12 protein-coding genes are annotated in these 15,020 nt (G+C 66.1%); 5 read left to right on the top strand and 7 right to left on the bottom strand.

Features of this window, described 5'->3' with window-relative positions; all coding sequences use genetic code 11:
• Positions 1 to 28: 28 nt before the first annotated feature.
• Positions 29 to 343 (bottom strand): polyhydroxyalkanoic acid system family protein, encoded by a 315-nt coding sequence (locus tag Q331_RS0110995; protein ID WP_026380724.1) that lies wholly within the window; start codon positions 341 to 343, stop codon positions 29 to 31.
• An 89-nt stretch (positions 344 to 432) separates the two neighbouring features.
• On the opposite strand from Q331_RS0110995, the gene Q331_RS0110990 reads away from it, so the two are divergent.
• On the top strand, positions 433 to 1,683 hold the full coding sequence (locus Q331_RS0110990; RefSeq protein ID WP_026380723.1) for an NAD(P)/FAD-dependent oxidoreductase: 1,251 nt from the start codon (positions 433 to 435) through the stop codon (positions 1,681 to 1,683).
• A gap of 55 nt (positions 1,684 to 1,738) precedes the next feature.
• Here the strand turns inward: Q331_RS0110990 and Q331_RS0110985 are convergent, their stop codons facing one another.
• Together Q331_RS0110985 and Q331_RS0110980 are read right to left on the bottom strand one after the other, a co-directional pair.
• Positions 1,739 to 2,128 (bottom strand): response regulator, encoded by a 390-nt coding sequence (locus Q331_RS0110985; protein WP_026380722.1) that lies wholly within the window; start codon positions 2,126 to 2,128, stop codon positions 1,739 to 1,741.
• Positions 2,129 to 2,445: 317 nt separating this feature from the next.
• A complete protein-coding gene (locus tag Q331_RS0110980; RefSeq protein WP_026380721.1) occupies positions 2,446 to 3,486 on the bottom strand; it encodes a TRAP transporter substrate-binding protein in 1,041 nt (346 codons plus the stop codon).
• Between the two features lie 533 nt (positions 3,487 to 4,019).
• On the opposite strand from Q331_RS0110980, the gene Q331_RS0110975 reads away from it, so the two are divergent.
• Genes Q331_RS0110975 through Q331_RS0110965 form a run of 3 tightly spaced genes read left to right on the top strand, consistent with a single transcriptional unit; the run spans position 4,020 to position 9,220 of the window.
• On the top strand, positions 4,020 to 4,568 hold the full coding sequence (locus Q331_RS0110975) for a PadR family transcriptional regulator (RefSeq protein ID WP_026380720.1): 549 nt from the start codon (positions 4,020 to 4,022) through the stop codon (positions 4,566 to 4,568).
• A 3-nt stretch (positions 4,569 to 4,571) separates the two neighbouring features.
• Positions 4,572 to 5,693 (top strand): efflux RND transporter periplasmic adaptor subunit, encoded by a 1,122-nt coding sequence (locus Q331_RS0110970; protein ID WP_026380719.1) that lies wholly within the window; start codon positions 4,572 to 4,574, stop codon positions 5,691 to 5,693.
• On the top strand, positions 5,690 to 9,220 hold the full coding sequence (locus tag Q331_RS0110965) for an efflux RND transporter permease subunit (protein ID WP_026380718.1): 3,531 nt from the start codon (positions 5,690 to 5,692) through the stop codon (positions 9,218 to 9,220). Before Q331_RS0110970 ends, Q331_RS0110965 begins: the two co-directional genes overlap by 4 nt.
• Positions 9,221 to 9,228: 8 nt before the next feature.
• On the opposite strand, the gene pssA is transcribed toward Q331_RS0110965, so the two are convergent.
• The 4 genes from pssA to Q331_RS21155 form a co-directional block, all read right to left on the bottom strand.
• Positions 9,229 to 10,005, bottom strand: coding sequence for a CDP-diacylglycerol--serine O-phosphatidyltransferase (gene pssA, locus Q331_RS21170; RefSeq protein ID WP_245615607.1), 777 nt, complete (start codon positions 10,003 to 10,005; stop codon positions 9,229 to 9,231).
• 53 nt (positions 10,006 to 10,058) lie between these two features.
• Positions 10,059 to 10,769, bottom strand: a complete 711-nt coding sequence (locus tag Q331_RS21165; RefSeq protein WP_051631047.1) for a phosphatidylserine decarboxylase — start codon at positions 10,767 to 10,769, stop codon at positions 10,059 to 10,061.
• Positions 10,770 to 10,914: 145 nt separating this feature from the next.
• On the bottom strand, positions 10,915 to 12,822 hold the full coding sequence (locus Q331_RS21160) for an ABCB family ABC transporter ATP-binding protein/permease (RefSeq protein ID WP_051631046.1): 1,908 nt from the start codon (positions 12,820 to 12,822) through the stop codon (positions 10,915 to 10,917).
• Positions 12,823 to 12,948: 126 nt separating this feature from the next.
• On the bottom strand, positions 12,949 to 14,232 hold the full coding sequence (locus Q331_RS21155) for a LysM peptidoglycan-binding domain-containing protein (protein WP_084174993.1): 1,284 nt from the start codon (positions 14,230 to 14,232) through the stop codon (positions 12,949 to 12,951).
• A gap of 165 nt (positions 14,233 to 14,397) precedes the next feature.
• Here Q331_RS21155 and Q331_RS0110940 point away from each other — a divergent pair, with 165 nt between their 5' ends.
• The gene (locus Q331_RS0110940; RefSeq protein ID WP_026380717.1) at positions 14,398 to 15,009 is read left to right on the top strand and encodes an LOG family protein; all 612 of its coding nucleotides are present in this window, start codon (positions 14,398 to 14,400) and stop codon (positions 15,007 to 15,009) included.
• The last annotated feature ends 11 nt before the right edge of the window (positions 15,010 to 15,020 follow it).

Below are 15,020 nucleotides of genomic sequence, written 5' to 3'. Positions count from 1 at the left end.
CGAGCCTAACGAGCCGGGCAAAGCGCGGCTACTTCTTCTCCAGAAGCAGCGTGCCGGCCTTCTGCAGCCTGCCCTGCAGCTTCTCGGCGATGGCGCCGAGGAACCAGGGCAGGTCGACCTCCACCCGCACCACCTCCTCGAAGACGTCGATGCGGCCGGCGATCGTCTGGCCCATCGTGGCGGCGTCGAAACTGAGCCGGTCGCCTTCCCAGACCTCGTTGAACTGCAGGACACGGCCGACGGCGATCTCCTCGCGCAAGCGCCCGAAACCACTTTGGAGGCGACGTTTCGCCTCCTCGCGGCCGAGCTTGTGAGGGATATGGACGGTAACGGGCGTTGACATGTCGGCATCTCCGGGCGTCAGAGCCTGATCTGGTGGCGGCGGGCCGCGGGCGCAACATGCAGCCTGTCGGAGAGCTTACGGTGAAAGCGATGCGCGGAGAAAGCAAAGAGGTCATCGTCATCGGCGCAGGCATCGTCGGCCTTTCCTGCGCCATCTGGCTGCAGCGCGCCGGCCACCATGTGAGGGTGATCGAACGCGAAGGCCCGGGTGCGGGCACCTCCTTCGGGCCGGCCGGCGTGCTCGCCAGTGCCTCGGTCGACCCGGTGACGGGACCGGACCTTCCCTGGAAGATGCCGCGCCTTGTTCTCGACCCGAACGCGCCGCTCTTCCTGCGCTGGCCCTACCTTCCACGCGCCCTGCCCTTCATGCTGAAAAGCCTGAAAATGTGCACGCGGGCGAAAACGGAAGCGATCGCCGCCGCCCTGGCGCAGCTCACCCGCGACAGCCTGGAGGAACATCGGGCGCTGGCCGAAGCAACGGGCGCGGAGCGCTACGTCGCCGCTTCCGACTACCTTTACGCCTATCGCCATCGCGCCGCGTTCGAGGCGGCGGAGTTCGGCTTCGCGCTAAGGCGCCGGCACGGCTTCGTCTGGGAGGAGCTGGACGAGGCAGCGCTTTTTGAGGCGGAGCCGCTTCTCGGCGATCATCTCCGCTTCGGGGTGCGCTTTCCCGGACATGGCTATATCCGCGATCCGGGCGCCTATCTGGGGGCGCTGGCGGCCGATTTCCAAAGGCGGGGCGGCGCGCTGGTGAAGGCCGAGGCGACCGCGATCGTCCATGAAGACGGCAAGGTCGCCGGCGTGCGCGCGGGCGGGGCGCTCCTGACCTGCGAGGCCGCCGTGCTGGCGGCCGGCATCTGGTCGGCGCCGCTCGCTCAAAGCCTCGGGGCGCGGGTGCCGATGGAAAGCGAGCGCGGCTACCATGTGGAACTGGTGGAGCCGAGCGCCAGCCTGCGCGCGCCCGTGATGATCACCGAGGGCGAGTTCGTCGCCACCCCCATGGAGGGACGTATCCGGCTCGGCGGGGTGGTGGAATTCGGCGGGCTTTCGGCGCCCCCCGACGAGCGCATCTTCGATTTCATCCTGCGCCTTGGCCGCGCGGCCCTTCCCACCATCGCCTTCGCCGAGACGCGGCGCTGGATGGGTCACAGGCCGGCGCCGGTCGATTCCATTCCGCTGATCGGCGAGCTTCCGGGCGCGCGCGGCGCCTTCGCCGCTTTCGGCCACCATCATCTCGGCCTGACCGCCGGGCCGAAGACCGGCAGGCTCGTCGCCGACCTCGTCTCAGGCCGGCGCCCCAACATCGATATGAGCCCTTACCGACCCGACCGGTCGCCATAGCGTTCGGTCGGGCCGAGGCGGCTCGCCGTGGCGTCGCGGATAACAGAAGGCCGCTCTAACTGCTGACGAGCGCACCGCTGCGCGTGCCGGTCAGGCTGGCGACCATGGACAGAAGATCGTTTTCGCCGAACGGCTTGGGTAGAAGCTCCACCTCGCCGAAATCCTCCCGCAACTCCTCGCTCTCGTCGCCCGTGCACACGCAAAAGGGGATGGCTCGCTCCACGAGGCGGCGCGCGACCGGGCCGCTGGAATGCTGGCGGATATTGGCATCGAGAATGGCAAGGTCGATGGCGGCGCTGTCGGCGAGCTGCATGGCTGCCTCGAGCGAGCCGACGGGGCCGACCACTTCGTGGCCGGCATCCTCCAGAAGCAGCTTGATCTCGCCTGCGATCATCGCCTCATCGTCGAGAACGAGTATGCGCAGCCTTGGCCTGTTCGCCTCCATGCCCAGCATCCTGGGCCCCCCTGGTGCCTCCGTCGCTCTCATCGCGGCCGTTCGGCCTGTCCTAAGGCGACTAATTAACACAGATTATAACGCAACTATGCTGGCATGGACAGCGCAAACGCGCCATGACAGCACGCGACAAAGTAAACAACTTACTCACATATTTCCTGGAGTCACACCAATGTGATAGCGGCAAGTGCTTCCGACACAAGGAAGCACAAAGCCTCGCATCGCAATGGCCCGCCCCGACTACACGGAGCGTCCGCTGAAGCTCTCGGCCAGGCCACAAAGACGTCGCCCGGCCGAATTCTGCCGGCCTAGTTCTGCGTGCCGCTCTCGCCGGCATGTTTGGCGATAAGCGCCTTGGCATCGGAGACCAGAGCTTCGCCGTCGATGCCCTTTTCTTTCATTTCGGCGATCCAGGCGGCTTCCACCGCGGCGGCCTTCTCCTTCCAGCGCGCCGTCTCTTCGGCGTCGAGCGTAATGATCTCGTTGTTCTGGTCCTCGGCGGCCTTTCTGCCGGGGATGTCGCCCTCATCCATGACGCGGCCGGCCCAGGCGGAGGCCGCCAGCCCGGAATTGTCGTCGATCACCTTCTTCAAATCGTCCGGCAGGGAATCGTACTTCGCCTTGTTCATGGCGAAAACGAAAGTCGCGGTGTAGAGACCACGGTCCCCGGCGAAGTCGGTATGCGTGTCGACGAGCTCTGCCACCTTCAGCGGCGCGGTCACTTCCCAGGGGATCACGGTGCCGTCGATGACGCCCTTCGACAACGCTTCGGGAACGGCGGGCACCGGCATGCCGACCGGCACCGAGCCCAGCGCCTCCAGGAGCTTGTTCACCATGCGGGTCGGCCCGCGCAGCTTCAGGCCCTCCATATCCTCCAGCTTGCGCACGCCATCGCCCTTGACATGCAAGAGGCCGGGGCTGTGCACGTGCACCGCGATGATCTTGAAATCCTGAAATTCGTCCTGAAGATGCTTGTCGTAGAATTCGGCGAAGGCCTTGGAGGTCGCCTCACCGCTCGCCGTGAGAAAGGGCAGCTCGAAGGCCTCCGTCTTGGCGAAGCGTCCCGGCGTGTAGCCCGGCAGCGTCCAGACGATGTCGACGACGCCATCGCGCGCCTGGTCGATCAGCGCCGGCGGCTTGCCGCCGAGCTGCATCGAGGGATAGAGCTCAAAGGCGATGCGGCCGTCCGATTCCTGACTGACCTTGTCGGCCCAGGGCTTGATGAAATTGGCCGGTATCGGCGCCTGCGCCGGCAGGAATTGGTGGATCTTCAAGGTGACTTCCTGCGCCGAGGCGGCGCCAGCAAGGCCCGCCGCCAGGGCGATACCGAGCAAAAGCGTTCGCAGCATCTGATCTCCTCCCGTTTTTTTTACCCGGCCCGATTGGCCAAGTCATTGCGTTGAAGGGCCAAGGGGAGCCCATCTCGCTCACCATCGCAACCGAGTTTACCGGATACGGCCGGTCAAGGCAGCCATGGAACGCGTCGGCCGGGCGGAACGACATTGAAATCGATTTTGTTCAAATCCCGGCGCCGGAATTGACGAGGGCTTCAATGTCTTTGCAATCATTGGTTGTGTCCGTCGCAGCTTGCACGCATAATGGAGACGAGAATCGGAGCTCCTACGCAAGCAACGGGCGTTTCTCACCACCATTTCTCCTGCTCGTGACTTCTGGCCGCCGGCACCTGCCGGCGGCTTTCTCTTTGCCTGAAAGGATCGGTGCGGCCGGCGAACGGCATGCGCCACTCGTCATCTTTCTTGCAGCGCACACTTGCCTCACTCTATCGAACCTATATATAGCGGCCCGGCATATATCATCCGAGCATAGGCGGCATGTATCGCTTAAGCAGATGCCGGCTCTTAGAAACGCCGAGGGGCGCCGCATGAACGTCACCACCCTGTGCCTTGCCATTCTGTTCCAGGAGGAGGCGACGGGCTACGAGATCAAGAAGATGTCGACGGAGGGCAAGTATTCCTATTTCGTCGATGCCAGCTTCGGCTCCATCTATCCGGCGCTTGCCCGACTGGAGCGCGATGGCCTGGTGACCTGCCGCGAGGAAAGCCATCCCGGCAAGCCGGCCCGCAAGGTCTACGCCATCACCGAGGCCGGGCGCGCCCGCTTGCTGGAGAGCCTTTTCGAGGCGCCGGGCCCTGACGTCTACCGCTCGGAGTTCCTGCTCATCTGCATGTATGCGCCGATGCTGCCGAAAGAGGTGGTGCGCGGCGCCATCGAAAAGCGGCTAGCGCAGCTTTCGGCCGAGATCGACAAGCTGACCCAGCTTTCGATGCAGGAGATGAGCCCGGGCGCACGATGGGCGATCCATTACGGCCTGACTTGCATGCGCAATTCGCTCGACTATCTGCGCGCCCATCGTGCGCAGTTGGAAAGCCTTGCCGGCGAGCACGAAGCCCTGCCGGCGGCTGCGGAGTAGGCCATGCGGATCCGCTTTTCCTACATCCTATCGGCCGCCGTGGCGGTCGGCGTCTCCTATTACATGCTCACCGGCACGGTCATCGTGGGCGGCCAGCCGAAGAGCCCGCCGACGCCGATCGCGGAAATCGAAGCGGAGAATGCCGCCCGGCCCGTCAAGGTGCAGGTGGAGACGCATCGCGCCGTGCCGCGCACCGCCAGCCTGCAGATCCGCGGCCGCACGGCGGCTGAGAACCTCGTCGAGGTCAAGGCGCAGACCGGCGGCATCGTGGAGAAGCGGCCCGTGGCGAAAGGCGAGACGGTCCGGCCGGGCGACCTACTTTGCGTCATTGAGCGCGGCGCCCGCGAGGCGCAGCTCGCCCAGGCAAGGGCGCAGCTGGAGCGTGCCCGGGTCGACCTTGAGGCACAGGAGGCACTCGCCAGCAAGGGATATACCGCCAAGAACCAGCTTCCGGCGATGCGTGCTGCCGTCAACGCCGCGCAAGCGGCCGTCGCGGAAGCGGAGCTGGAGCTGGAGCGCACCGAGGTGCGTGCCCCGATCGCCGGCACCATCCAGGATCCGATCGCCAATATCGGCGATGTCGTGGCCCTCGGCGGCACCTGCGCCACGATCATCGACGCCGATCCGATGAAGATGATCGGCCAGGTGTCGGAGCAGGAGATCGGCACCCTCAGCAAGGGCCAGGAGGCGAGCGTTGAACTGGTCACCGGCAAGACGGCCAAGGGCCGCATCAGCTACATCGCGCCCTCCGCCGACCCGCAGACGCGCACCTTCCGCATCGAGATCGCGCTGCCCAATCCGGACGAGGTGATCCGCGACGGCCTCACCGCCGTCGCCACCATCCCGCTCAGGCAGACCAAGGCGCAGCTCGTTTCCTCCTCCTATCTGACGCTCTCGGACGAAGGCGAGGTCGGCGTGCGTCTCGTGGAGGACGGCATCGTGCGCTTCCGTGCCGTGGAGATCGTCGGCGATGCGCCGAACGGCGTCTGGGTCGCCGGCCTGCCGGAGGAGGCCGACATCATCACCGTCGGCCAGGAATTCGTCGCCGACGGCCAGAAGGTGGAGACGGTGCCGGCAAAGGGCGCGCCGCTCAACCCGCAAAAGACCGCCGAGGCAAGGCCGTGATCCACGCCCTTGAATCCATTCTGCGGCACCCGCGCTCGGTGCTGACGGTGATGCTCGTCGCCCTGGTGGCGGGCATCATCGCCTATCGCTCGGTGCCGAAGGAAGCCAATCCCGACATCGACATCCCGATCTTCTACATCTCCGTCGCCCAGCAGGGCGTCTCGCCGGAGGACGCCGAACGGCTCCTGGTGCGCCCGCTGGAGAAGCATCTGCGCGGTCTCGACGGGCTGAAAGAGATCACCGCCATCGCCTCCGAAGGCCATGCCGGGGTGATCGTGGAGTTCAATGTCGATTTCGACAAGGACGAAGCGCTCAATGACATCCGCGACAAGGTCGACCAGGCGCAGGCGGAGCTGCCGGCCGACGCCGACGAGCCGCTCATCATCGAGACCAATTTCGCCCTGGTGCCGACGATCACCGTGGCAATCGCCGGCACGGCGCCGGAGCGCACGCTGCACCGGCTCGCCCAGTCGCTGCAGGACGAAATAGAAGCGGTGCCGAGCGTTCTGGAAGCCAAACTGCGCGGCAACCGGGAGGAGGTCCTGGAAGTCGTCATCGACATGTCGCGGCTGGAATCCTACGCCATCACCCAGGACGAGCTTTTCAACGCCCTTAGCGCCAACAACCAGCTCATCCCGGCCGGCTTCCTCGACAACGGCAGCGGCCGCTTCAACGTCAAAGTGCCGGGCCTTTTGGAGACGGCGAAGGACGTCTACTCCCTGCCGATCAAGCAGAACGACGAGGGCGTCGTCACCCTCGGCGACGTCGCGGAGATCCACCGCACCTTCAAGGACGCGACCAATTACACGCGCGTCAACGGCCAGCCGGCGATCGCCCTCGATGTCGTCAAGCGGCTCGGCACCAACATCATCGAGAACAATCAGGCGGTGCGCGATGTCGTCGCCGCGGCGACGCGCGACTGGCCGCCGAATGTGGAGCTGCACTACCTGCTCGACCAGTCGAGTTTCATCCACGAAGTTCTCGGCTCGCTGGAGTCGGCCATCCTGACGGCCATCCTGCTCGTCATGATCGTCGTTCTGGCGACGCTCGGCCTGCGCTCGGCGCTGCTCGTGGGCCTCGCCATCCCCACCTCCTTCATGATCGGCTTCCTGCTGATGAGCGTGATGGGCATGACCGTCAACATGATGGTCATGTTCGGCCTGGTGCTGACCGTCGGCATGGTCGTCGACGGCGCCATCATCATCGTGGAATACGCCGACCGGAAGATCGAGGAGGGCATGGAAAGGCACGAGGCCTATATCCGGGCCGCGCGGCTGATGTTCTGGCCCATCGCCTCCTCCACCGCCACCACGCTCGCCGCCTTTCTGCCGATGCTCTTGTGGCCGGGCGTCACCGGCGAGTTCATGGGCTATCTGCCGATCACCGTCATCATCGTTCTGACCGGCTCCTTCCTGACGGCGATGGTCTTCCTGCCGGTGCTCGGCGGGCTGACGGCGGCGATCGCGCATTGGGCCTCCGCGCGCGCCGCGACACTCACGGCGGGCGCGGCGGCGCTCTTCGTCGCCGCCTTCACCACCACCTCGCTCGCCGCGCCGCTCGCCGGCTTCCTGCGGCCGCTGCCGCCATGGGGCGCCACCGCCGCGGCGCTCGCCTTCGGCCTTGTGCTCGCCGGCATCGTCTTCGTCGTGGCGCGCGCCCTCGCGCGCAGCATGGTGCGCTACCGGCGCCAGCACAGCCACACCAACGCCGCCCAGCATCTGGCCGCCGATGCGCATTTTGAGCCGGAGAAGGTGCCCGGCTTCACCGGCGCCTATGTGCGCTTCCTCGGCGGGCTCACCGGCTCGCTCACCGGCAATGTCGCGGTCATCGCCGTGATGGGGATGGTCATCGCTTCCATCTTCATCGGCTTTTCGGAGCGCAGCGCCGGCGTGGAATTCTTCGTCGACGAGGAGCCTGACGTTGCGACCGTGCTCGTCTCAGGCCGGGGCAACCTGTCGGCGCGCGAGGCGCTCGCTCTCGTCTCCCAGGTGGAGGCGGAGCTGTTGCAGCTTCCCGGCATCGAGAACGTCGTCACCAACGCCTATCCCAATGGCGGAGGAGCGACGGACCAGGTGCTCGGCGGTGCCCAGGACAAGCCCGCAGACCTCATCGGCGAGATCAATATCGAGCTCATCGACTTCGCCGAGCGCCGGCCGTGGCGCGAGATCGAGGCGGAGCTGCGCCAGCGCACCGCCGACCTTGCCGGCATCAAGGTGGAGCCGCGCCGCATCGAGGGCGGCCCGCCGACCGGAAAGGACATCAACCTTGAGATCACCGCGCCGCGCTACGAGGAGCTTCTCGCCCTCACCCGGCAGGTGCGCGAAGGCTTTGAGGGCATTCCCGACCTCATCGACATCGAGGACGACACGCCGCTTCCCGGCATCGAATGGGAGCTTTCCATCGACCGGGAGGAAGCCGGGCGCTTCAACGCCGCCATCTCGTCGGTCGGCTCCATGATCCAACTCGTCACCAACGGCGTCCTCATCGGCACCTATCGGCCGGACGACGCCGACGACGAGCTCGACATCCGCGCGCGCCTGCCGGCCGATCAGCGCTCGCTGGAACGGCTCGACGAATTGCGCCTGCAGACCTCGAACGGCCAGGTGCCGATCGCCAATTTCGTCACCCGCGAGGCGAAGCCGAAAGTCTCCTCCATCACCCGCAAGGACGGGCTTTACGCCATGAGCGTGAAGGCGGGCGTCGACAAGAGCGACGGGGCGACCGTCGACGAGAAGGTCGGCGAGGTCCAGGCCTGGCTCGACGGTCAGTCCTGGCCCGCGGATGTGCGCTTCCGCTTCCGCGGCGCCGATGAGGATCAGGCGGAGGCGGAAGCCTTTCTGGGCAAGGCCTTCGCCGCCTCGCTGTTCATCATGGCGATCATCCTCATCACCCAGTTCAACTCCTTCTGGCAGACCTTCGTCACGCTTTTGACGATCGTCCTGGCGGCTGCCGGGGCTCTGGTGGGCATGGTCGTCACCGGGCAGAAATTCTCCGTCATCATGACGGGGACGGGCATCGTGGCGCTCGCCGGCATCGTGGTGAACAACGCCATCGTCCTCATCGACACCTATAACCGGATGCGCCGGGACGGCCTTGCGGCCCAGGAAGCGCTGCTGAAGACGGCGGCGCAGCGCCTGCGCCCCATTCTTCTGACCACGACGACGACGATCGCCGGCCTTGTCCCGATGGCGACGCAAATCAGCTTCGATTTCTTCAACCGCGTGGTCAGCATCGGCTCCATCACCGCCGTGTGGTGGGTGCAGCTATCGACGGCGGTCATCTCCGGCCTCGCCTTCTCCACCCTTCTGACGCTGGTGCTGGTGCCGGTGCTTCTTTCCCTGCCGGAAAACCTGAAGGCGCTATTCACGCCAAAGCGCGCTTCGGCCGAGCCACCGGCCGCGCAGGCCACCCAGGCAAGCGCCCAACCGGAGCTGCCGCTACCGCGCCCGGCGGAGCCGGGGCGAGGCGACGAGAAGCGCGAAGACCGCCGGCCCGGCCCGGTGCCGCTGCCCGACGCGGCGGAATAGCCTGCCGTTCAGCTCGCCGAATTCTCGGCCCGCTCGGCATCGGCATGCGCCTCGCGCCGCGCCTCGTGGCGGCGCACGGCGAAGGGCAGATGGGCGAGATAAAGAAGCGCGCCGATGCTGAGCACCCAGAAGGTGTAACTGACCAGGAGCGCCACCGCGAAGACGCTGAAAAGCAGGACCGGGAACACCGCCTCGCGGGGGATCGCCGAACCGATGCGCTTGCCCGACAGCGTCGGCAGCCGGCTCACCATGAGAAGGCCGATGGCGAGGGTGTATACCGCCACCAGGATCGCCGCCTGCGGCGGCACCGGTACGCCGACCTGGTAGAGCGACAAGGGCAGAAGCACGGTCAGCGCCCCCGCGGGGGCGGGAATGCCGACGAAGAAATCCCCCTGCCAGGCGGGAGGCGGCTCGCCGGAAAGCGCCGCGTTGAAGCGGGCAAGGCGCAGCGCGCCGCAAATGGCGAAGACGAGCGCCACGATCCAGCCGAGCGAGCCGAGCTGGTCAAGACGCCAGAAATACAGAACGATGGCCGGCGCGACGCCGAAATTAACGAAATCGGCGAGCGAATCGAGCTGCGAGCCGAAATCGGACTGGGATTTCAGGAGCCGGGCGACGCGCCCGTCGATACCGTCGAGAATGGCCGCGAAGACAATCGCCCCCACAGCCAGCTCGAAACGGCCTTCCACGCCCATGCGGATGGCCGTCAGCCCGGCGCAGAGCGCCAGCAACGTCACCAGATTGGGCAGCATGACGCGCAGGGGAACCTGCCGCGCCCTCCGCAACCGCCGGCCCCGCCGGCGTCGCCGCCGCGCGGGATCGACGGATTGGAAAAGCCTCATCCGCCAGGCGCGAGCGGAGCCACCGGGTTTCTTGCCGCGGCCGGATTGAGGCGCGCCAGGATCGTCTCCCCGGCGACCGCCCGCTGACCCGGTTTCACCGCAACTTCCGCGCCGGCCGGAAGATACACGTCCAGCCGCGAGCCGAAACGAATTATGCCGAATCGCTCACCCGCCCTGAGCTCAGCGCCCTCTGAGGTGGTGCAGACGATGCGGCGCGCGACGAGCCCGGCGATCTGCACGACGCCCACCTGTTGCGATGGCGTGTCGAGCACCAGACCGTTGCGCTCGTTTTCTTCGCTGGCTTTGTCGAGATCGGCATTGACGAACTTACCCGGCTTGTAGGCGATGCGCGCGACGCGGCCCGTTACCGGGGATCGATTCACGTGAACGTCGAAAATCGTAAGAAAGATGGAGACGCGCTTCAAGGGCGCGGTGCCCAACTCCAGCTCGGCCGGCGGCACCGCCTCTACGAGAGGCTGAACCGTGCCATCCGCCGGTGCCAGCACCAGATCATCGCCGTCCGGCGCGATCCGCTCCGGATCGCGGAAGAAGATCACCATCCAGATCGCCAGACCCAACAGCAACCAAAACAGCACCCCCCAAAGCAGCCCCGCGACGATTCCCACGACGAGGGTGCCACCGATGAACGGATAGCCGGCCGGATGTACCGCCGGAATCGCGTTCCTGATTGATCGCCAGATATCCATGAAAGCTGTTCCGCCGTTTGAGCGTTGAAAGAAGCCACCGCAGGCTACCGAGCGTGGCGCCGGATTTCCATGCGGTGCGGTGAAGCGGCGATTAGGAGAGCGTTAAGAAACGCTCCCCCATCGCGGATGAAGCGATGGCGGGCATCTACCCCGAAGCGGCTGGGTCCTCGTGCGGGCTCGGCAGATACTCGTCCTCGATCTGGCTGCGGCGCAGCCTCTCGGCCGCCTCGTCGGCTTCGCGCTGGCGGCGCCACATCTCGGCGTAGAGGCCGCCGCGTTCCAGAAGTTCGATATGCGTGCCGCGCTCCGCCACCCTGCCACGCTCCAGGACGACGATCTGGTCGGCATTGACGACCGTCGACAGACGATGGGCGATGAGCAGCGCCGTACGGTTCCTCGCCACCTGGTCGAGCGCCGTCTGGATCTCCTGCTCCGTCGCGGTATCGAGCGCGGAGGTCGCCTCGTCGAGGATGAGTATCGGCGGCGCCTTGAGGATGGTGCGGGCGATCGCCACGCGTTGTTTCTCGCCGCCGGAAAGCTTCAGGCCGCGCTCGCCGACCTCCGTGTCGTAGCCCTCGGGCAGGCTCTCGACGAAATCGGAGATCTGGGCGAGCCGGGCCGCCTCCCGCACCTCTTCGGGCGTGGCGTCCCAGCGGCCGTAGCGGATGTTGTAGCCGATCGTGTCGTTGAACAGCACGGTGTCCTGCGGAACCATGCCGATCGCCGCCCGCACCGTCTCCTGGCGCACCTCGCGGATGTCCTGACCGTCGATGAGGATGCGCCCCTCCGTGACATCGTAGAAGCGGAAGAGAAGACGCGAAATCGTCGACTTGCCCGCACCCGACGGCCCGACGATGGCGAGGGTGCCACCGGCCGGGATCTCGAAGCTGACATTTTGAAGGATCGGGCGTGCCGGATCGTAGGAGAAGCTGACATGCTCGAAGGCGATGCGGCCCTCATCGACCTTGAGCGGGGGCGCGCCCTTCTTGTCGCCGATCTCCGGATCGACGTTGAGCAGGGCGAACATCGCCTCGATGTCGACCAGCCCCTGCTTGATCTCGCGATAGACGAAACCGATGAAGTTCAACGGGATGGCGAGCTGCATCAGAAGCGCGTTGATCATGACGAAATCGCCGATGGTCTGCGTTCCGGCCATTACCGCGCGGGCGGAGAGGATCATGCAGGCGGCCATGCCGATGCCGAAGATCACCGTCTGGCCGAGATTGAGCCAGGCAAGCGAGGTCCAGGTCTTGGTCGCGGCCATCTCGTAGCGCGCCATGGAGCGGTCGAAACGCTCCGTCTCCATCGCCTCGTTGCCGAAATACTTCACCGTCTCGAAGTTGAGCAGCGAATCGATCGCCTTGGAATTGGCGTCGGTGTCGGATTCGTTCATCTCGCGGCGAATGACGATGCGCCAGTCGCTGGCGCGCACCGTGAAGATGACATAGCCCCAAATCGTCAGCGCGATGATGACGACATAGGTGAAGGAAAAATTGTACCAGATGACGCCCGCCATCAGGGCGAACTCGATGATCGTCGGCACCGTATTGAGGATGGTGAAGCGGACGATCGTCTCGATGCCCTTGGTGCCCCGCTCGATGACGCGCGACAGGCCACCGGTGCGCCGCGCCAGATGAAAGCGCAGAGAGAGCTCGTGCAGATGGCGGAAGGTGCGCCAGGCGAGTTGGCGCACGGCATGCTGGCCGACACGGGCAAAGAGCGCATCGCGCAGCTGGTTGAAGGCCACCATCAGGATGCGGCCGACATTGTAGGCGACGACCAGCATCACCGGCGCCGCCAGCATGGCCGGCAGGTACGCAGGTCCCCCGCCCTCGCCGGCGAGCGCGTCCGTCGCCCATTTGAAGGCGTAGGGCACGAGCACGGTAACGACCTTGGCGACGATGAGCGCCGCCACGGCCAGAAGAACCCGCTGCTTCAGCTCGGGCCGATCGGCCGGCCACATATAGGGCCACAAATGGCGCAGCGTATGGAAGGTCCGCCCGCGTTCGGCCGAAACATTCGGCTGCGCTTGGGGCGATGTCTTGTCCAGCATCAAGGATCAGATTTCTCGCGCCACCGCCGGCAGGCGGCCAGACGCGTTCAAAAGGCGTGCGGCCGCATATAGGCCGTGGCGCGCCCGGGGCCAAGGGAGGAGCGAGGGTCTCGCCCGACCAAGATGCTAGCCGCCAGCCTCTTCCTGCCAGTTCTTGTCGCGCGTGGGCAGGGTGAAGACCTGCCCCGGATAGATAAGGTCCGGGTCGCGGATCTGGCCCTGATTGGCCGTGTAGATGGTGGTGTAGCGGATGCCGCGGCCGTAATTGCGCCGCGACAGGGTCCACAGATTATCGCCGCGACGGATGATGATGGCGCGCGGCGGCGCGATGGTGCCGCTGGCGCTGATGGAGCCCTCGCCCGCCACCGGCACCAGCACCGCCTCGTTGGCCTCGCGCGAGAAAGCGACCTCGGAGCGGGCGGCGACGCGCTCGCCGCTGGCGTCGAGCTGATCGGCACGCACCGCCACCTCGCCTTCCTCCACCTTGCGAGGCGATTGCACGATCCAGCGCCCCGCCTCGTTCACCTTCGCCTCGCCGAGCGGAACTTCGTCCACGTAGACACGCACCGTCGTCCCCGGCTGACCGGCGCCGGCGACATACATGGTGCCGGTCTCTTCCTCGACCGCCTCCACGGCGAGTTCCTGCTCCTCGCCGGCGGGAGAAGACGAAGCCTGCGTGCCCTTCGCCTCAGAGGCGCCCGGCGCCGTCTCGCTCGTCGAGGGGGGCAACGTGCCGGCCGCCGAAGCGAAGGCTTCCGGTTCATCCCCGCCACTCGTCGCGGGCGCGCCGCCTGCCGCGGCGTTCGGCTTCGCCAGCACCTCGCTCGGCTCGCCCGGTGTCTCGGCCACGACGAGGACCTCGTCCTCGGCGCGCTCGGGAACGACGACGGCGACCCTTTGCTCGGCCTCCGCCCCATCTTCCCCGGCAAGGCGAAGACTGAGATCGTGCCCGCCCGGCTTCAAGGGCTTGTCGGGCATGACGACGAAGGCACCGCTGGGATCGGCGACGGCATTGGCGATGACCGATCCGTTGGAGACGATCTCCACGGCCGCATTGGGATGGGCGCGACCGGCAAAGAGCGCCTCGCCCGTCGGCTCGACGCGCACCACGTCGAAGCCGAGCGGATCGCCGCCGACATCGGCCATCCCCTCGCCGAGCTGCGGCACGACAATCGTCAACCCGCCTGGCGATTCGTCGGCCGTTTGCTTTCCCGCTTGCGGGGTTGCCGCGACCACCGTCTCGCCGCCTTCATCCGCCGGCTCGCCGGATGGAGACTCCTTGTCAGCCCTCTCGGCGATCTGTTGCGGCGGCTTCTCGTCCTGCCAGGGCATTTGCGCCAGCAAGGCAGCGCCGCCGATCGCGGCCATGGCAGCGAATAAAAGGGTCAGAAGGATGTTCCGTCCAGGCATGGGAGCCTCCCGGAGTCACGACACGGAGCCTTGCGGCGTCTTGCGCCAAGGGCAAAAATTGCCCTTTTGCCGTCATACAGCCTGCCGATGCCCACAACAAGGTATTGGCGGCTCTCTCTCTTGTTAAGCTTGACGGTGCAAGCCGCCGGTGCAAAGCGACATTCTATGAGCGAATTGAAAAACATCTGCGTCTATTGCGGGTCTGCCTCCGGCAATCAGAAGTACTATTCCCAAGCGGCCGAGGCTTTCGGACGCATCCTCGCGGAAGAGAAGATCCGTCTCGTCTATGGCGGTGGCTCGGTCGGGCTGATGGGGCGGCTCGCCCGTTCCGTGCTCGACCATGGGGGCGTCGTCACCGGGGTCATCCCGTATTTCCTGGAGGAGCGCGAGCAGCTCTTTGAGGACGTCACCGAGCTCATCGTCACCGCCGACATGCATGAGCGCAAGCGCGCGATGTTCGAGCGCGCCGACGCCTTCGTGGCGCTGCCCGGCGGCATCGGCACGCTGGAGGAGCTCGTGGAGATGATGACCTGGGCGCAGCTCGGCCAGCATCACAAGCCGGTGCTGATCGCCAATATCGCCGGCTTCTGGCAGCCGCTGCTCGACCTCATCGACCATATGCGCGACGAAGCCTTCATCCGCGAGGTTTCGGACGTCGCCTATATCGTGGCGCGGCAGGTGGAGGACATCGTGCCGGCGCTCAGGACGGCGCTCGCCGGCGAGCCGGAGAACGGCGAGATCGTCGCCGCCGAGCAGGAGACCATCCGCAGAATGTGAGCCCGGCGCTC

It is taken from the genome of Afifella pfennigii DSM 17143, assembly GCF_000688515.1.
Taxonomy (GTDB): Bacteria; Pseudomonadota; Alphaproteobacteria; order Rhizobiales; family Afifellaceae; genus Afifella; species Afifella pfennigii.
This window is presented reverse-complemented; position numbering and strand designations above follow the sequence as displayed.